Source organism: Nocardia sp. 852002-20019_SCH5090214, from assembly GCF_001665865.1.
In the GTDB taxonomy this organism is placed as follows: domain Bacteria; phylum Actinomycetota; class Actinomycetes; order Mycobacteriales; family Mycobacteriaceae; genus Nocardia; species Nocardia nova.
In genome coordinates, this window is sequence record NZ_LZMK01000235.1 from 14,107 (window position 1) to 33,096 (window position 18,990).

An 18,990-nucleotide genomic window follows, 5' to 3' on the forward strand; every position below is an offset into this window, starting at 1 on the left:
CTAACCCCATGGGCAAAGGCATCAACGGCGTCATCCTCAAGGCACTGCGCGCGGACGACTACCGGCTGACCGTCACCTCGGTGCGGCAGATCGGCGACAAGTACCTGCGGCTCGGCTTCACCGGCGGCGGGCTGCTGGCCGACCATCCCGTCCATCCCACGCAGTGGATCCGCATCTGGTTCCCCGACGACGACGGCGACCTGCAACAGCGCGGATACACCCTCGTCGACCCCGATCCCGGCAACGACGCATTCGATATCGAATTCGCGCTCCACGGCGGCCCGGCTTCGCAGTGGGCCGCGCGGGCCACGGTCGGTGACGAGATCGACGCCACCGTCATGGGCTCGAAATTCGCGGTGCCCGAACCGGTTCCGTCGGAATTCCTGATCTTCGGCGACAGCGCCTCACTGCCGGCGATCAATTCGCTGCTGGACGCGATCGGCGAGACGCCGGCCCGGGTGTGGCTGGAATGGCAGGAGGAGTCCGAGCAGTCGCTGCCGGTGCGCACCGGACCGAAGACCGAGGTGACCTGGGTACAGCGAGTCAACTACGGCCAGCTGCTGCGGCAGGCGGCCGACTCGGTCACCTGCTCCCCCGATGCCTTCGGCTGGGCCGCCTGCGATGCCGCCACCACGCGCGCAATCACCAAATCGCTGAAAGCCAAACTGCCGAAACATAATATCGCCGCCCGCGGCTACTGGCGGTGACCCGCACGCTGCCACCGGGCGCCACCACGCACCGGGCGGCGGTCACGGCATAGGTGCGTGACCGCCGCCCGTTCGGCGCCGAATCCTCAGGCCGACACCAGATGCCAGCCGGTCGCGCGGGACCGCTCCGACCAGAAACCGGCATAGCGGCCGCCGAGTTCGAGAAGTTCGGCGTGCGTGCCCCGTTCGACGATCCGGCCCACCTCCACGAACAGAATCTGATCGGCGTGGGCGATGGTGTCGAGCCGATGCGCCACCACGACGACGGTCTTGTCCCGCGTCAGTTCGTGAATGCCGCGCACCACCGCCGCCTCGCTGTGCGGATCGAGGGCGCTGGTCGCCTCGTCGAGCAGCACGATCGGCGCGTCCTTGAGCAGCGCACGGGCGATCGAAACCCGTTGGCGCTCACCGCCGGACAGTGCCGCACCGCCCTCCCCGACCGCCGAATCCCAGCCGTCGGGCAGCCGGTCGACGATCTCGTCCACCCGGGCGATCTCCGCGGCCCGGCGCACCTGCTCGGTCGTGGCGTCCGGACTGCCGACGCGGATGTTGTCGGAGATGGTCTCGTTGAACAGATAGACGTCCTGGAAGACCGGCGACACCTGGCGCAACAGGGTTTCCGAGGGCTGCCGGCGCACATCGTGACCGCCGACGGTGATGCTGCCGGAACCGACGTCGTAGAACCGGGAGGCCAGCTTCAGCAGCGTGGTCTTTCCGCCCCCGGACGGTCCCACGATGGCCGTGGTGGTGCCGCTCGGCACGGTGAAAGATACGCCGTCGATCACCTTTTCACCCTCGCGGTAGCTGAAGTCGACGTTGTCGAAGACGATCTCCGGCGCACCCGGCGTGACGGGTTCGGCAGCCTCGGCCAGATCGCGCTCGGCGAGGAAGTTCGTGATCCGGTCGGCGGCGTCGGCGGCGCTGCGGATCGCGGTGCTCAGCTGCGCGGCCCGGTTGATCGGTTCGATGAACCGGGAGGTCACCGCGATCAGCGCGATCGTGGCCGGGATGGAGAGGTCGCCGCCGGTCCCGCGGGCGACCACCACCGACACCACGATCAGGAAGACGATCTGCACGCACAGCGCGAACACCATCAGCCCCGGCACACTGGCGACGATCATGCGCTTGGAAGCCGCCTCCTGTTCGCGCAGTGCCCGGGTGAGTGCCCGGTTGCCCGCGCCCACCGCACCGAAGGCCCGCAACACGGGCTGTGCCTGCGCGAACTCCACGACGCGCGAATTGGCTTCGGCCGCAGCGGCATCGAGTCTGCGGTCGGCGCGGGTGTAGCTGGTGTTCGCCCAGCGGCTGACCAGCAGCAGTACCGGCAGGCTGATCAGCATCACCAGCGCGATCCGCCAGTCGATGAAGGCGACCCCGATGGCGACACCCACCGGAACCAGTACCGCGGTCAGCACGGGTGCGAGCAGATAGTTGACCACACTGAGGATTTCGCGCACGCCGCCGACGACCATCCGCGAGAGGGAGCCGGCGTTGGCGGTGGCGAACCAGCCCAGCGGCAGCGTGCTCAGATGATCGCCCAGCCGGGTCTGCACGCCGCGCAGCATGCCCACGCCGATCCGCAGGCCCACCAGCAGCTGCTGATACGAGCACACCGAGGCGACGATCACCGCGAGCGCCAGCCAGGCGGTCCAGCGCCACGCGCGGCCGAAATCGCCGTCGAACAGCGCCTGCAACACCGGAATCAGCAGCAGATAGGCCGCGATCTGTCCCAGCGCGCCCGCGCCGATGAGAGCCACATGGCGCGGCACGTAGCGGCGCAGTTCCGGCGGAACGAGGGCGAAGATCTTCCTGATCACCGCAGTTCTCCTTCGGAGTCGGAACCGGTCGCCGCGGCATCGGCGCCCCGCCGGGTCAGCGCGCCCACCGACGCCTGATTCTGTTCCCAGAGGCGCTGATAGAGCCCGCCGGCGACCGACAGCGTGGCGTGGTCGCCCGTTTCGGCGAGTTCGCCGTTGTCCAGCACCAGGATTCGGTCGACTCCCGTGATGGTGTGCAGCCGGTGCGCGATCACCAGCACGGTGCGGCCGGCGACCAGGACGGCGAGCGCGTCCTGAACCGCGGCCTCGGATTCCGGGTCGGCGAAGGCCGTGGCCTCGTCCAGCACCAGCACCGGGGTGTCGGCCAGCAGGGTGCGGGCGATCGACAGGCGCTGCGCCTCACCACCGGACAGCACCGCGTCGACGCCGATCTCGGAGTCGTAGCCGCGCGGCAGTTCCAGGATCCGATCGTGGATCTGGGCGGCGCGCGCGGCGCGCTCGACGGCGGCCGCATCCGCATCGGGCCGGGCCAGCGCGATGTTGTCGCGGATCGTCCCGCGAATCATCCGCACGTCCTGCAGGACGAAACCCACGGTGCGGTAGAGCTCTGCGGTGGAGTACTCGCGGACGTCCTTGCCGCCGATCGTGATTCGCCCCGCGGTCACGTCGTAGAAGCGCGGCAGCAGCCGGGCCAGGGTCGACTTGCCGGAACCGCTCGGGCCGACCAGTGCGGTGATGGAACCGGGAGCGAGTTCGAAGTCGACCGCACGCAGCACGGTTCGATCGGCGCGATAGCCGAAGCTCACCTGCTCGAACCGGACCGCGAGTCCCGTCGCGACGCCGTTGCCGGCCACATCCGCAGCCTCGGCGTCGGCTCGCACCTCGAGTTCGGGTGTTTGCTGCAGTTGGTGCAGGCGCAACGCCGCGGCACCGCCCTCGCGCAGCGCCTGCCCGCCGAAGCCGATGCCCAGCAGCGCGCCACCCAGCCCGATGCCGAGCAGCAGGAACGGCAGGATGTCGACCGGATCGGTCCAGCCCAGATCGGCGAAGCCCACACCGGCCACCACCACGACGAGCATGAGCAGCACCGGGGTCAGCAGGATCTCGGCGGCCGACTGCAGCTTGGTCATCGGCGTCTTCCAGGCCAGCAGGCTCTCGGCGGTGTTGTCGACCGCGCGCTGGAAGGTGCTGTGCGCCTTGCGAGCCCGGCCGAACGCCCGCACCACCTGAATGCCGTCGACGAATTCGATGATGGACTGTTCGATGGCGCGTTCGTTGGCGTCGAAGACGGCGAAGCGCTCCTGATGCGCCTTACCCATCATGGCCGCGAGGCCGCGCGTGTAGAGCACCAGCGGAATCAGCAGGATCAGGGTCAGCCGCCAGTCGACGGTGAACAGGTAGATCAGCGCCACCACCTGCACCGTCACCGCGCCGACGAATTCGAGCCGGGCGTGCGCGACCAGATAGTGCAGGGCCTCCACATCGTCCTGCAGGAACTTCTTCACCTCACCGGAACTGCGGTCGGTGAACCAGCCCAGCGGCACCCGGGTCAGCTTGGCCGCCAGCAGTTGTCGCAGCGTGAGCTGGAACTTCGCGTCGACCATATGGGTCCAGACCAGCGCCGCGGCCTGCAGCAATCCGCGCAGCACCAGCACCACGACCGCGGCGATCACCAGCGTCCACACCCGATCCGTGTCGATCGGAGCGGACAGCAGTTCGCGGCACGCCTCGACGATCAGGATGAACGGCACCACGGCGCAGATCGAGGAGGCCACGACGACCAGGCTCGCCAGCGACAACGCACCGTTGACCGGCGCCAGCACCTGTTTGCGGGCCAGACCGTCGGCGCGGCGCTGCTGTTCGATCGCGACCCGGTCCGGTTCCAGCGGTGCGTCGGGCGTGGTGGGCGGCACCGGCCGCGCTGCCTCCGGCTCGGCCGGATCCACGGTCTGAACCGTCATCAGTCCTTCCCTCCCATAGCTGTCACCCTGCCTGTCGCTGGGCGCCGAATTCGGACATTCCGGCGGCGAAATCACACAGTATGGTGCGCCAGCGCTCGGCGCGCTCGTCGGCCCCGGCCTCGTCCAGCACCGCGGAGTTCACGTCGATATGCGCGACCAGAACCGGGCGCGAATCCTTCGGAACCACCGCGGTGTTGAGGTCGATCGTGAAGCGCAGCGGCAGATCCGGATGTCCGGCCGCACCGAATTCGGCGGTGAGGTCCGGCAGCGGCACCGGCGTCCACGGGCCGCTGCCGAACTGCAGCACATCGAAGCGGCCCAGGTGGTTGAGGCGAATCTGCCCGCGCGCATGCAGGGTTCGATCGTGGACCGGCGCACGGCCGGCCGCCGGAGTCCAGGTCTCGAGTTCGGCCGCCGGCACCAGTGCCGTCTCCTCGACGGTGAACCAGCCGACGCGGCGGGTGTCGTCGCCGGGGTCGCGGCCGTGCGATTCCCGGGTGACCGCGATGCGGTCGGTGGCGTCGGCGGTATCGGCGACCAGCCGGGCGCAGGCGGCGAGCAACAGATCATCCAGGGGCACATCGGTTTCCGCGCACCGGGCGAGCAGGGCCTCGGTGTCGTCGGGGCCGAGTTCCACGATCCGCCGGATCGCCTTGCCCGACCGGTCGCGGCGTGGATCGGTGTAGCGGCCGCCGAGCGGTGTGCCCAGCGTCGGTGGAGCGTCGGACCGCGTCGGGATCGGATCCGATTCCGGCCGATCCTCGTTCATCGGTTGTTCGCCCTGTTCCAGCCGGCGCAGGTCGTCGACCAGGATGAGCCAGGACACCACATCCACGGCGAGGTGATGGATGGACAGGACGAGCCGCGGTTGCTCTCCGCGCAGCAGCGTGGCCGACATCATTCGGCCGGCGCCGGGGTCCAGGCGCTGCACAGTGTCAGCGAGATAGTTTGCCGCACTGTGCCTTACGGTTCCATCGGCGACGGTGAGCAGTTCGGCGGCGCCGGATTGCTCCTGCGCGACGAGCACAGCGCGGCCGTCGTCGCCGGTGACCAGCCGCGAGCGCAGCGTGGGATGGGCGACCGCCAGGGCCTCCAGCCGTTGGACGACCGACTCGGGAGTGACTGCCGGATCGAGCGAGAAGACCTGGGACTGGGCGAGATAGCGGTAATCGCCGTGTCCGAGGATCTCCTGGGCCAACGCGGTGAGCGGCAGCACCGTGCCCGCCGGCGTCACCTCGGCATTCCCGGGAGCGTCCCCGGACGGATCGTCCAGACGCTCGGCGAGATCGCGAAGATCGGCCGCGGCCAGCACTTCTCGCGCCGAGATGCGGTAACCGGCGCCGCGCAGCCGCGACACCAGATCGATGACGCCGATGCTGTCGATACCCAGATCCACCAGGCTGTCCAGGATGCCGACCCGCGTCCCCGCTCCCGCGCTCATCGCCTCGATCAGCGCCAGCAGGGTGCGTTCGGTCTCGGTTCGCGGTTCGGCGCGGGCGGCGGTGTCGGCCGGGCGGGTCAGCAGGTCGGTCGCCACGTGCACATCGAGTTTGTCGTTGCGGTTCAACGGAATCTCCTCGACGAACGCGATGCGGGTGGGGACCAGGAATTGCGGCAGCCGGCGGGCCAGATCCGAGCGCAATCCTGCGACGGTGCCCTCGCCGACCACCAGCGCACCCAGCCGGGTCCGCCCGTTCTCGGTGAAGGCCAGCGTCGCGGCGTGGCGTACGCCGTCGAGTTCGCGCAGCACGACGCTGACCTCGTCGGGTTCGACGCGGTATCCGTTGATCTTGACCTGCCGGTCGACACGGCCTTCGTAGGCGACGGTGCCGTCGTCGGACCGGCGCACGAGATCACCGGTGCGATAACGCCTTTCACCCGCCTCGCCCGCGACGAAGGCGGCCGCGGTGGTGGCGGGCCGCCTCAGATACCCGAGCGCGAGTTGCGGCCCGGAAAGGTAGAGCTCGCCCTGCCCACCGGGCGGCACCGGCCGCAGCCGATGGTCGAGCACCTCGGCAGTCATCCCGGCGAACGGGCGGCCGATGGTCGGCGCGGCGTGATCGTGCACCTCGGCCATCAGCGCCTCGACGGTCGCCTCGGTCGGGCCGTAGAAGTTGATGACACGAGTGGTCGCCAATCCCTGCAGGCGCCGCCAGGTGTCCGGACCGATCGCCTCACCACCCAGCGCGAGCACGGCCAGCGGACAGCGCTCGGATCCGGTCTCGGGATCGGTGCGGAACAGTCCGGCGGCGATCAGCCGGTTCAGCATCGACGGCGATGTGTCGAAGATGTCGATCCCGAATTCGCCGATGGCGCCGACGATGCGCTCGGCATCGGTACGCACCTCGTCACCCAGCAGGACCACGGTGTGACCGCTCAGCAGCGCGACCGTGGGCTGCCAGGCAGCGTCGAATCCGGTGGACCAGCCGTGGCCGATGCGCAGCGTGCGCCCGGTGGCGGCGGCGATGGGCGAGAAGATCCGCCGCTCGTGATTGCCCCAGTGGTTGAGCAGTGCGCGATGCGATACCGCGACCCCCTTGGGCCTGCCGGTCGTGCCGGAGGTGAACACCACGTAGAACGCGGCATCCGCCGACATCGTTACTCGCTGCACATCACGGTCGCCCGCCGTAACCGCAGCGATGCCCGGGAATCGGAGGCGGCCGTCGCTGTCCGTGATCCCGTGGCGGCACTCCGCCCCTTGGGCACGGACCTCGGTCAGCACCTCGGCTCCATCCGCATCGGCGAGGACGATCCGCGCGCCGCTGGTGCTCAGCAGATAGGCCACACGATCGGCGGGGGTGGCCGGGTCGATGTGGACACAGGTGGCACCGGCGAGACCGATCGCGAAGGGAGCGTGGAGGACTCGGCGGTCACGGGGCAACATGACCGCCACCGCGTCGCCGCTGCCGACCCCGGCGGCCCGCAGTTCGTCGGCCAGCGTGCATACCGCGACACCGAATTCGGCGAAGCTCTGCTCGCCCGCCGCGTCGACTACCGCCACCCGGTCTGCCGCCGCATGCGCCGCAAGCAGCAATGCCTGGGGAATCGTCGTAGCCTCCACGGCCGGCACAGCGGGCAGCGCCTGCGCGGGCTCGACGGAAGCCGGTACGCCGGACACATCGGATGAGCTGACCGCCTCCTTCGCCGTATCGGAAAACTCTGCACCACAGTCGTATTCAGAGATCAGCACGGCGGGCTCGTCGTCGAGCAGCACGTCGAGCGCACTACACTGCCGCGCGTCCACGATCCGGGTGGCGACCGCGAGCAACCGGCGCGCCATCCGGTCGGGGTCGAAGGTGGTGAGCAGGTCGGGGCGGGTTTCGACGCGGCAGATCAGCTCGCCCTGCTCCAGCACCGGGACGAGGGCGATCGGATAGTGGCTCGGGGAGTCGACGCGGCGGGCGGTCATGGTGGCGCCGCCGCCCATCGGCATGCGCGGCGCGACCGCGCCGACCGGGGAGTTCTCGAAGACCAGCAGGCTGTCGAACAACTGCCCGGCCCCGGCGTGCCGCGTGATCTCCGCGATGCCCAGATACTCGTGCGCCCGCAACTGCGCCACCGAACGCTGCAGTTCGGCGCCGATCCGCGCCGGCGTGCGCTCGTCGATCCGGACCCGCACCGGAATGGTGGTGACCAACGCGCCGACCAGGCGTTCCGCATTCGGCAGCGAGGCATCGCGGCCGGAGGTGGTCTGACCGAAGACCACGTCGTCGCGGCCCGTGAGCCCGGAAAGAATTCGGGCCCAGGCCATTTGGAGCACGGTGTTCAGTGTGAGGCCGTTGGCGCGCGCCCAGCCGACGAGCCGGTCGGTGCCGGCGGGGTTCAGGCGCGCCTCGCCCACCACGGGCAGGTCGAGGTCCGCGGGGGCCGGTGGACCGAGCATCGGCATCGGCGCCAGACCGTCGAGCGCGGCGGCCCACGCCCGTGCCGAGGCCGCGGTATCGCGGCTCGCCAGCCACGCCGCGTGCTCGCGCAGCGGCGGAGCCGGCGGCAGCGCCGCGCCCTCCCCGCGATGCAGGGCGATCAGATCGGAGAACAACAGTGGAATCGACCAGCCGTCGACGACGATATGGTGTGCGGTGCACACCACTTCGTAATCGCGCGCGCCGACGCGCGCCGCGACCACCCGGAACAGCGGGCCGCGGTCCAGATCGAGCCGCCGGCGCGCCTCCTGCCAGTAGAGATCGCGCGCCGCCGCCTCCGGATCACGGGCCGAGCGCAGATCCACCTCGCGCCAGCCGATTCGCCCCTCCGAGGTGATGACCAGCACCGGATGCGGCACATCCTCGGCGAGTACGGCCGCGCCCAGATGCGGATAACGTCGCAGCACGCCGTCGAAGGCCGCACGCAAGGCCGCCGGATCGGCCAGATTCTCCACTCGCACCGCGAAGGTCACGAGGTAGGGATCGATGCCCTGTGCCATCGAACTGACCGAATACAGCCCGCGCTGCAGCGGGGACAGCGCGACGACGTCGAGAATCTCCACCTCGCTCACCGCGCGGCGAACTTCTTGCCGAGTGCCGCCAGCGCGGCCGAGTCCAGTCCGGAGGCGCTCATCGGCGCGACCGGTGGGCTCTGTTCGGCGGCCGGGGCGGCCTCGGCCTCAGTCAGTTGGGCTGCCATCTCGTGCACGGCCGGGAATTCGAACACCTTCTGCACGTCCAGCACATAACCGCGCTCGCCGAGCAGGGTGACCATGCGCAGCGCGGCGATGCTGTCACCGCCGAGAGAGAAGAAGGTGTCGGCGCGGCCCACCTCGTCGTCCGCGTCGAGTTCGAGCACCTCGCGAATGGTGTCGGCGATCAGCCGTTCGGCATCGGTGCTGGGCTGTCCGCCGAGCCCGGTGCCGCCCGGGTAGGCCGCGGCGCGTTCGAACACCGTCGGAAGCTCGCCATCGGGCAGCGTGGTCTCCGGCTCCGCGAGATTCAGCAGCCACCGCTCGAGACCGCTTGCGAGCGCATCGATTTCGGCGCGCCCGGCGAGTACCGGCGGAAATTCGAGAATCACCGTTACCTCTTCGCCTCCGGTGACGACGTCGGCGACGATATCGACTCCGTGCGGCCGCGCCACCCGCCGGGCGATCTCGCGCGCGTTCGCACCGACCACCTCGGTTCGGAGGGTGACCAGCGCTTGGAACGGCGCACCGGCGGCGACGGCGACGGCGCCACGCAGCTGATGTGTGATCCGCTCGATCCGGGCCGCGGCATGGGCGCGCGCGACGACGGACAGCTCCGTGACCTGCTCCAGCAGTGCCCGCGCGGTGGGCGCCGAGCCGGTATCGATCCGCAGCACCAGATGGTTCGCGTACGCACCGAGCGCCGAATCAGCGTGTGCCTCGGACCGTCCCGCATCGACGATGGCGACGGGCACATCATCACCGAGACCCGCCGCGCCCAGCACTGCGGCCAGCGCGGCGACCACGGACAGTTCGGCGTCGCGGTCGCCGAAGGCAGCCGCCGGAATCCGCAGGGTGCGGGTCGCGGTCGCGGCGGCGGCCGGATCCGATTCCGCGCCGGGATTTCCGGCCACTGCCAGGGTTGCCCGTTCCGGCAGATCGGCGAGCCGGTCCAGCCAGTATCCCAGGTCGGGATCGGCGGCGGCATCGGCGACCAGCGACTTCATCTGCGCCATCGCGTAGCCGCGGTACTGCTTCACCTGCTCGGCTGTCGTTTCCCCGAGCAGTTCCGCCGCCAGCAGCTCGAGACTGCGGTCGTCGGCGGCTACGGGATGAGCGGTGAGGGACAGGACGTCCCGATCGGGCGTGCGGTGCAGTCTGATTCGGATCGGCAGCGCGCGCACCGGATCGATGCGGTGCGCGGCATCCGAGCACAGCGCGGCGTCGAGTTCCGACGACGCGGTCTCGACCGTTTCGACCACCATCTCGGGTGCGTCGACGACGCGCTGGTACGGAATCCGGCGATCGTCCGGATAGACCGTGCGCAGAATCTCGTGCCGGCTCACCGCGGCCACCGCGGCGCGGTCGAGGGCGGCCGGTTCGAGGTCGCCGGTGATCTCCAGGGCGAGAAACAGATTCGTCGCCGCGACGCCGCGCAGTCGTTCCGGCAGCAGCGCGGCCTGCTGAGCCGGGGACAACGGGATGCCACGCCCGCCCGTTCGCGACTCCGGCGCGGCCGCGGCGTTGTTCGGAGCAGTCGTGGCCGGCGCGGTCGTGTTCGGCACGGGCGAATCAGACATGGGTCATCAGTCCTTACTTGCCGACGGTGGCGAGCGTCGGTTCGAGCTTGTCGAGCAGATACGGCACCGACAGTGCGGTCGGCTGGTTGATGGCGTTGATCGTGATCATGTCGACGAACGAGATTCCGCCCTGGCGCACCGACGGCAGATCCGCGTAACCCGGCAGCTGGGTGAACTTCTCCTGCAGGCCCGGCGCCGCGCCGCACACCAGCAGATCGGAGGTCAGATCCCCGAGCCGTTCCGGCGACAGCGCCAGCCGTCCACCCGAGGGGGCCTCGGCGACGAGTTTCGCCGGCATGGTCATCCCGAGCCGCGTGAACACCTGGGCGGAACCGTCTTTCGGATCAGCCAGCACCATCAGCTGGGTGGGCGTGGTGAGCATGCAGGTGAGGAAGCTCTTGCCCTTCAGGCCCGGATGCTTCGCGGCGACCGCGTCGATCCTGCCGTGCACGTCGGCGACGACCTTGCCGGCCTGGTCCTGCTTGTGCAGCGCCTTACCGAGCGCCTGGACCTGGTCCTCCCACGGATCGATCTGGGCCGAAGTCAGCGGGCCGATGGTCGGGGCCAGCTTGGACAGCTTGTCGTACATGGCCTTGTCCATCAGGTAGCCCGGCGCCACGATGAGATCGGGCTCGAGTGCCGCGATCTGCTCGACGACGTCGCCGCCCATGTTCAGCGCCTTGGACTGCTGCGGCAGCGACTGCGGCAACCACGGCACGGTCATCCCCGCCCCGGCGCCGGGCACCAGATAGCCGACGGGGGTGACCCCGAGGGATACGGCCGCGTCCAGCCAGGCGGGGCCGAGGGTCACCACGCGCTTGGGCGTGCCGTCGACGGTGGTTTTCCCCATGCTGTGCTCGATCGTCACGGCCGCACCGGAATCGGTGTCGTCCGCGCCGGATCCACAGGCGGCCACGGCCGTCACCAGCCCCAGGATCAGCGCCGGCAACGTGGTTCGCAGCACCGCGGCGCGTGCTCGGACTCCGCGACGCGCGGATGTTCGACCTGGGTTCATTGCACAGCTCCTTGTACTTCGCTCCGGGCGACTCGCGATCCCGACCCTCTCGAAATCGTAGCTTAGGCTAAGCTAACACTGGCCGTCGATACCTCGACTCGGGCCGCCAATCCGGCCACCGTCGGAGTGTCGAACAGCGCTCGCACACCGATCCGCACGCCGAATTCGGCTCGGATCCAGGCCAGTAGCCGCACCGCCAGCAGGGAATGACCGCCGAGTTCGAAGAACGAATCCTCGGCGCCGATCCGCTCGCGGCCGAACATCCGCCCGAACAATTCCGCGATCCGCGTCTCCACCGCCGTATTCGGCTCCCGATACGGCTCCACCGGCGACCGCTGTGGCACCGGCAGGGCGCGGCGGTCGAGTTTTCCGTGTTCGGTCAGCGGAATCTCGTCGATGATCGCGAAGGCGCCCGGCACCATGTACGGCGGCAGCACCGCCGCCGCATGCGCTCGCACCGATTCCGGATCCACTGCGGCGCTGCCGTTTTCGCGGCGCACGGGCACGAGGTAGGCGGCGAGTACCGTGCCGAGCACGTCGTCGGTCACCGCGGCTGCCACACAGTGCGCGACATCCGGATGGGCGCCGACGGCGGCCTGCACCTCCGCGAGTTCGATGCGGTGGCCGCGCACCGTGACCTGTTCGTCGGCGCGGCCGAGAAATTCGAGCTCACCGTTTCCGTTGCGGCGCGCCAGATCTCCGGTGCGATAGAGCCGCTGTCCGGGGGCGAACGGATCGGCCACGAAGCGTTCGGCGGTTGCCGCGGCGCGGCCGAGATAGCCGCGCGCCAATTGCGCACCACCGAGGTAGATTTCGCCTGCCACGCCGGTGGGGACCAGTTGCAGCCGCTCGTCCAGCAGATACAGGGCGACGTTGCGGTTGGGACGGCCGATGGGCACGATCCGGGTTCCCTGCGGGCCCTCCACGGTGTGATGGGTGGCCGAGACGACCGCCTCGGTGGGCCCGTAATGGTTGCGGAGTTCGGCCTCGAAGATGCCGGCGAAGCGGTCGGCGACCTCACCGTAGAGCGCCTCGCCGCCGACCGGCACATGACGCAGCGCGCGCCACCGGCTCACCTCCGGCAGCATCAGCAAGGTGCTGAGCATGGACGGCACCATATGCAGCACGGTCACGCCGCAGCGCGAAATCAATTCCGCCACATACGGTATGTCGTCGAACGCGTTCACCTTCGGAATCACCAGGCCGGCGCCGAGAGTGAGGGGTACGAAGATGTCGAGCAGCGAGGCGTCGAAGCTGATCGACGAGGATTGCAGCAGCCGATCCTCGGCGCCCACCCCCCACTGCGCGCAGAACCCCACGAGATGTTCGGCGATCGCCGCGTGGGATACCGCGGCCCCCTTCGGCGTTCCGGTCGAGCCGGAGGTATAGATGACGTAGGCGAGGTTGCCGGGACGCAGCGGACGCACGCGATCGCTGTCGCGCGGATCGTGCTGCGGCGATGTGCGCGAGGCCCGTTCCGCGGCCCGCAGATCCTCGGCATCCAGGACCAGCGCGGGCCGCGCATCGGCGATCAGGAATTCCACCCGATCCGCCGGATAGGCCGGATCGATCGGCAGATAGGCCGCACCGGTCTTCAGCACCGCGACGACGGCGACCACGAAATCCACGGAGGTACTCAGCCGCAGCGCTACCACGTCCTCGGCGCCGATCCGCTGTCGAATCAGCTGGTGCGCCAACCGATTCGCGCGCCGGTTCAGGTAGTCGTAGCTCAGCTCGCGATCTCCGTCGCGGGCATCGACGAGTGCGACCGCACCGGGATCCGCCGCCACCCGCCGCTCGAACAGATCGACCAGCGTGGTGGGTGCGACGGGGACGAGTTCACCGTGGGACTGCTCCAGAATGTCCGCGCGGTCGCGGACTCCGAAAATATCCAGCTCGCCGATGCGACGCTCGGGTTCGGCGGTCGCCACGGTGAGCACGCGTACATAGTGGTTGAGGAACTGCTCGAGGATACGGGGGTCGAATTCGTCTGCCTGATAGATGATTTCGATTCGCTCGGCTACGTCGCCGGCGGTGATCACGGTGAGCGACAGCGGCATCCGGGTCGTCGGGCTGCCGACATCGACCGCCGTGGCCGCGATGCCGTCCAGGGTGAGCGACGCGGTCCGGCGGATCCCGAATTCGATGCGGGCCACCTGCTCCAGCCCGTCGCGACCACTGCCGCGCTCGGGGTTGAGGTCGGCGATCACCTGATCGATCGGCGTGCCACGGTGCCCGAAAGCGGTTGCCGCACGGTCGTTCACCTCGCGCAGACAATCGAGGAAGCTGTCCGCGGGGTCGACCGTCGTACGCAGCAGCAGCGTATTGCCGAAGTAGCCGATACCGGTGTCGTCGGCGCTCCGCACGGTGGCCGGTACGCAGACGAGGAAATCCGTTGCGGCGGTGTAGCGGTGGATCAGCCCGTCGAAGGCGGCGAGGAGCACCGTGAAGGGTGTAGCTCCTTCCCGGTGCGCGAACTCCGTCACCCGCATGGCCACGTCGGCCGGCAATTCGGCGCGGATCCGAGCGGTGCGCAGCGAGGGCAGGGGCGCGACGACGCGGCCCGGCAACTCCAACGGCTGCGGCAAGGGCGAGAGCGCGTTTCGCCAATAGCTGCGAGCGACCTCGGTCGCCGGCGCAGGGGCGCCACTGCCTTCGGCATCACGAAGGCTGCGCACACGGTCGTCTCCACGACTCTCCGGTGCGGCCGGAACCGTCGCCGCGTCGTAGCGGGCACCGACCTCGTCGAAGAATATCTGCCAGGAGGCCTCGTCCCACGCGATCGTATGCACCACGAGAGTGAGGAGGAACCGCCGCTCGTCCGTGCGAATCAGCAAGCAGCGCAACGGAGTTTCGGACGACGGATCGAACGGTCGCCCCGCCTCGCGGCGGATCAGCACCTCGGCCCGGCGCTCGCGACTGGCATCGGCGAGATCACGAAGATCCACCTCCTGCCACGACGGCGTCGCGTCGGATCGCACCACGGCCCGCGGCTCGTCGTCCTCGCCGACGGTGTAGATGGTGCGCAGAATATCCTGCCGCGCAATGGTTCCGGCGATCGCCGAGCGCAACCGATCCGCGTCCACGGCACCGGTGAGCCGGTAGACCGCACAGCAGTTGAGAGTGGTGTCCTGCGGATCACGGGTCTGCAGGAACCAGATCCGGCGCTGCCCCGCCGACAACTTCCCCGCGGCCGGCTCCTGCGCCGACAGCGCGGTCATCGCGGGGCGTCGGTGAGATAACCACCGCGAGCGAAAAATGCGGCGCCGTCGTGTTCGGTGCCGTCGGCGGTGCGCACCCGGGTCACGAGCAGACCGAGATTGCCGCCGCGATGTGCGTCCGGCCCGCAGATCACCACGCCACCGCCCTCCTGCACGACGACTCGCCCGGGGGTTCCGCCGTAGCGGGCCTGCGACAGGGCGGCAGCGGTGATCTCCACCTTCTCGCCCCGATAGTAGGAGAACGCCCGCGGATACGGCTCGGACAGCGCGCGCACGAACCGCTCCAGATCCTCTGCGTCCCAATGCCAGTCGATGCGGCTGTCACGCTCGGAACGCTTGTGGAAATAGGTGCGCTCGGCCTTGTCCTGCGGCCGCCAGACCGCGGTGCCGGATTCGATCGCGCTCAGCGCCTCCCGCAGCGCTCCCGGAATCAATTCCATTCCGGCGAGGACGAGTTCGGTTCCGGTGGCGGTCGGGCCGATCGGCAGCGAACGCTGCACGAGGATGTCGCCGGTGTCGAGCTGTTCGTCCATCCGGTGCACGGTCAGGCCGAATTCGGATTCGCCGCTGATCAGCGCCCACAGCACGGGCGAGAAACCGGTGAACTTCGGCAGCAGCGAATCGTGCAGGTTCAGCGTGCCGTGCGGCGGCATCAGATACAGCTCCGGCGGCATCCAGGTGTACCAGCTGTTGACCACGATGATGTCGGGCTCGGCACGCTTGACCAGATCGATGGTCTCCGCATCGGCCCGCTCGGTGAGGTGGACCGGAATGCCGTGTTCGCGGGCGAGCTCCTCGACCGAATCGGACCAGATGCCCTTGTAGGCATGTTCACTCGCGGGATGGGTGACCGCGAGCACCACCTCGTGTTCCGAGTCGATCAGAGCCTGCAGCGTGGTACGACCCCAGGTCTGATAACCGAACGACACGATACGCATGAACCGAACCTCTTCCCTCGAACTAAGGGTAGCCTAGCCTACTGTTAGCTCGATAATCATTCCGGGCGCCGACCGGCCGCGACCCGGGCCGCCACGACGGCCGGGCGGGTCGGCACCTCACCCAGCACGCGATCCGAAAGCTCGCCCAGGCAACTGAGATTCGGAAATCCCGGCCCCTGCGCCATCCCCGCGAGATTCGGCAGATAGAGCTTGGCGCCGAGGCCGGACACCGCCAGATCGTGGCCGATCGCCGCCTCCAGCCGGGCATGGGTGATGGGCCCGCCCACCGCCAGTTCCACCAGATCCGAGGTATCGGAATCGAACAGATCCAGGAACCACAGCGGCTGGCCGCCGGTGGCGTCGACCACCAGATCGAAGGCATGCATCTGGTCGGGGCGCAGTTCGTTGCGCAGCGTGAGCGCCACTCCTTCGCCGCGCTCGGCGACCCGGACCACGCGGCCCTGGAGATGATGAACGCGATTGTCCGCCAGCACGTTCTCCTGCACGCGTACCGAGAACACACCACGGTCGGTGCGGCGGATGACGTCGCGGCGCTCCTGCAGGCTCAGCGCCCGCCACTTCGCCGGATCGCTGAACAGCGCGTTCTCGAAATAACTTTCACCGCGGGTGTAGATGGTGGCCGCGGGCGAGATCACCGAGACCGTGAGGACGTCGTGGCGGACCAGTTCGTCCACCGCCGAGCCCGCGGTCTCACCGCCGCCGATCACCGCCGCCCGCGAGGAGACCGGTAGCCGGCGCTTACCCGCGAGATCCCAGAAGTCCGCGATACTCAGCACCTTCGGATGTTCGGCCAGCGCGCGGCGGCTGTCGCCCGGGCCGGTGATCATCAGTCCGTCGCAATCGATTTCGGTCTCCACACCGGAACCGTCGGCCACCGAGACCAGCCAGCCGTCGGCAGCGGGGCGGATCCGGCGCACCGCGCCCACGACCATCTCGACCTCGGCCTTGCGCGCGACCCACTGCAGATAGTTGGCCCAGACGTGGTGGTGCGGATTGGGCCGGCCCCGGTCGACCCATTCGGCATAGGTGCCGTTCTCGACCAGGAAGGAATTCCAGCTGTAGGCGATCATCGACCGGTCGATCGCGCGGTTGTGGCCGCGTGCCCAGGTGGAGTGGTACGGGAAGCCGATGTCCTTCTCGGGGCTGGTGCCGAGCCGGTGCTGGCCGTCGGTCCACCCGCCGCTGGGCAGCCAATTGCCGCCCACCGCATGGGGTTCCACCACCACCACGCGTGGAGCGGGTAGCCCCAGGTCCCGCAGCACCCGAGCCTTCGCCGCCACTGCCATCGCTTTCGGCCCGGCTCCGACCACGAGAAGCGTCTTCACTGGTACTCCCGTTCTGTGATTCCAGCCACCGCTCAGCCGGGCGCCGGGGCGTTCAGCTGGGCAGATCCGACATATCGGGAAGAGCGGATCCGCCCGAAGTCGACTGAGTACTACCTACCTTTGCATAGGCTTACCTTATATTGCTTAGTGGTGCCAGCCCTTGCGGAACGATTGCGAGGCACGGCACTCCTGTCCCACAACTGATCGGATACGACCATGATCAAGATCAAATCCCGTGCCGTTGCGGCGTTTTCGCTGGCCGCCGTGGTCTTCGCCGGCGGCGTCGCCTCCGTGACCCCGGCCGTCGCCGCGCCGATCGCCGCCCACGTCCACGCCGCCGCCCCGGGTGTCGGCGAGTTGCAGAGCAAGCTCGAGCTGGTGCTCGACCCGAACGGTTCGCGGTCCGCCCGCGCCAACGAGCTGGAGGCCGGCGAGGCCGGGCTGGGCCTGGTCGACCAGGTCGGCGGCGTGATGGCCACGGTGCCCGGATTCCAGTGGCAGGCCGTTGCGCCCGTGAACGTCCAGGGCGACACCCTCACCCACAACCTGCAGATCAACGTCCCCGGCTTCGATGCCATGTACATCGAGCTGAAGTGGAAGGACATCGACGGCACCTGGAAGCTGACCCGCGAATCCGAGTGCACGATCGCCTATTACGCGAACCTGCCCTGCACCGTCTAGTGCGGCACGCGCAGTGCCGGTCCCGGTTGCGCGGCCGACGCGCACTCCGGGAACCGGCGCCGGCGCGATGACAGCCCGGGCAGGATCCGTCTCCACGCGGCGGCCGCCGCGGCCCCCGATCGCGGCGGTGACTAGGGTCGATGTGTGCGACGCCGGCAACAGCCGCCGCTGCCCAAGCGCCACGGACTCGATCCGGCGCGGCTGCGGTTACCCGAAGACGGAACCTGGGCGACCATCCGCGACCATCTGGTCCATCGGCTCCCCCGGGTCCCCGCCGCGCGCATCGACGAGATGCTCGCCGATGGCGACATCGTCGATCTCGACGGACCGATCGTGCCGGACGCACCCTATGTGCCCGGGGGCGCGGTGTGGTTCCACCGCGATCTCCCCGACGAAACACCGGTGCCGTTCGACGTCACCGTGGTGCATCGCGACGACCACCTGCTCGTCGTCGACAAACCGCATTTCCTGTCCACGATTCCCCGCGGGCAGCACATCCTCGAGACCGCACTCGTCCGGTTGCGGCGCGATCTGGACCTTCCGGATCTGGTGCCCGCGCACCGGCTGGACCGGACCACGGCCGGACTGATCCTGTTCATCGTCGATCCGGCGCGGCGCGGAGCGTATCAGACTCTGTTCCACAAGCGCCGGGTGCACAAACAGTACGAGGCGATCGCACCCTACGATCCCGAACTCACCCTCCCCCGCACGGTGCGCAGCCGGATCGTCAAGGAGCGCACCGTACTTCGCGCCTTCGAGGTCGAGGGCGAGCCCAACGCGGAAACGCTGGTCGAGCTGATCGAGCACCGCGACGGCCTCGGCCGCTACCGGCTGAGCCCGCACACCGGCCGCACCCATCAGCTGCGGCTGCACATGAACGGGCTCGGAATCCCGATCCTCGGGGACGACTTCTATCCCGACCTCACCGATCGCCCCGTGGACGATTTCACCCGGCCGCTGCAACTGCTGGCCGCACGGCTCGCCTTCACCGACCCGATCAGCGGGGCCGAGCGGGTATTCGACACCACCCGGACGCTGCAGGCGTGGACGGACTACGCGGGCTGGAGCGCCGGAGCGACCGGATAGCGGCGACTCGTTCCGTCCGGCGAGCCGCAACCGGCGGCGCGGCGACCGTGACCCGCCGAACA

General features: G+C 69.1%; 11 protein-coding genes. 3 read left to right on the forward strand and 8 right to left on the reverse strand.

What is annotated here, in order from left to right; all coding sequences use genetic code 11:
* Positions 1–8 precede the first annotated feature (8 nt).
* Positions 9–707: a siderophore-interacting protein gene (locus A5780_RS18780; RefSeq protein ID WP_063016724.1), complete on the forward strand. Its 699-nt coding sequence runs from the start codon at positions 9–11 to the stop codon at positions 705–707.
* A gap of 86 nt (positions 708–793) precedes the next feature.
* Here the strand turns inward: A5780_RS18780 and A5780_RS18785 are convergent, their stop codons facing one another.
* The 8 genes from A5780_RS18785 to A5780_RS18820 form a co-directional block, all read right to left on the reverse strand.
* On the reverse strand, positions 794–2,524 hold the full coding sequence (locus A5780_RS18785; RefSeq protein ID WP_064909123.1) for an ABC transporter ATP-binding protein: 1,731 nt from the start codon (positions 2,522–2,524) through the stop codon (positions 794–796).
* Positions 2,521–4,446 (reverse strand): ABC transporter ATP-binding protein, encoded by a 1,926-nt coding sequence (locus A5780_RS18790; protein WP_064909124.1) that lies wholly within the window; start codon positions 4,444–4,446, stop codon positions 2,521–2,523. Before A5780_RS18790 ends, A5780_RS18785 begins: the two co-directional genes overlap by 4 nt.
* 22 nt (positions 4,447–4,468) lie before the next feature.
* Positions 4,469–8,941 carry an AMP-binding protein gene (locus A5780_RS18795; protein WP_231983010.1) on the reverse strand — a complete coding sequence of 1,491 codons (4,473 nt, stop codon included), beginning with the start codon at positions 8,939–8,941 and terminating at the stop codon, positions 4,469–4,471.
* Positions 8,938–10,641 (reverse strand): condensation domain-containing protein, encoded by a 1,704-nt coding sequence (locus tag A5780_RS18800; RefSeq protein WP_064909125.1) that lies wholly within the window; start codon positions 10,639–10,641, stop codon positions 8,938–8,940. Before A5780_RS18800 ends, A5780_RS18795 begins: the two co-directional genes overlap by 4 nt.
* A gap of 13 nt (positions 10,642–10,654) precedes the next feature.
* Positions 10,655–11,656, reverse strand: coding sequence for an ABC transporter substrate-binding protein (locus tag A5780_RS18805; RefSeq protein ID WP_082976558.1), 1,002 nt, complete (start codon positions 11,654–11,656; stop codon positions 10,655–10,657).
* 62 nt (positions 11,657–11,718) lie between these two features.
* Complete coding sequence (locus tag A5780_RS18810) at positions 11,719–14,877, reverse strand: non-ribosomal peptide synthetase (protein ID WP_064909126.1); 3,159 nt, start codon at positions 14,875–14,877, stop codon at positions 11,719–11,721.
* Positions 14,874–15,815, reverse strand: a complete 942-nt coding sequence (locus A5780_RS18815) for a methionyl-tRNA formyltransferase (protein ID WP_063018233.1) — start codon at positions 15,813–15,815, stop codon at positions 14,874–14,876. Before A5780_RS18815 ends, A5780_RS18810 begins: the two co-directional genes overlap by 4 nt.
* 56 nt (positions 15,816–15,871) lie before the next feature.
* Positions 15,872–17,161 (reverse strand): SidA/IucD/PvdA family monooxygenase, encoded by a 1,290-nt coding sequence (locus A5780_RS18820; protein ID WP_064909127.1) that lies wholly within the window; start codon positions 17,159–17,161, stop codon positions 15,872–15,874.
* A gap of 216 nt (positions 17,162–17,377) precedes the next feature.
* Here A5780_RS18820 and A5780_RS18825 point away from each other — a divergent pair, with 216 nt between their 5' ends.
* Positions 17,378–17,842: a hypothetical protein gene (locus A5780_RS18825; protein ID WP_063018229.1), complete on the forward strand. Its 465-nt coding sequence runs from the start codon at positions 17,378–17,380 to the stop codon at positions 17,840–17,842.
* A gap of 144 nt (positions 17,843–17,986) precedes the next feature.
* Positions 17,987–18,928: an RluA family pseudouridine synthase gene (locus A5780_RS18830; protein ID WP_063018227.1), complete on the forward strand. Its 942-nt coding sequence runs from the start codon at positions 17,987–17,989 to the stop codon at positions 18,926–18,928.
* Positions 18,929–18,990: the final 62 nt, after the last annotated feature.

Excerpts from the sequence above, each read along its gene's own strand:
- A5780_RS18825 (WP_063018229.1), top strand. The coding sequence starts at position 17,378 with ATGATCAAGATCAAATCCCGTGCCGTTGCGGCGTTTTCGCTGGCCGCC.
- A5780_RS18805 (WP_082976558.1), bottom strand. The coding sequence starts at position 11,656 with ATGAACCCAGGTCGAACATCCGCGCGTCGCGGAGTCCGAGCACGCGCC.
- A5780_RS18810 (WP_064909126.1), bottom strand. The coding sequence starts at position 14,877 with ATGACCGCGCTGTCGGCGCAGGAGCCGGCCGCGGGGAAGTTGTCGGCG.
- A5780_RS18780 (WP_063016724.1), top strand. The coding sequence starts at position 9 with ATGGGCAAAGGCATCAACGGCGTCATCCTCAAGGCACTGCGCGCGGAC.
- A5780_RS18790 (WP_064909124.1), bottom strand. The coding sequence starts at position 4,446 with ATGACGGTTCAGACCGTGGATCCGGCCGAGCCGGAGGCAGCGCGGCCG.
- A5780_RS18800 (WP_064909125.1), bottom strand. The coding sequence starts at position 10,641 with ATGTCTGATTCGCCCGTGCCGAACACGACCGCGCCGGCCACGACTGCT.
- A5780_RS18815 (WP_063018233.1), bottom strand. The coding sequence starts at position 15,815 with ATGCGTATCGTGTCGTTCGGTTATCAGACCTGGGGTCGTACCACGCTG.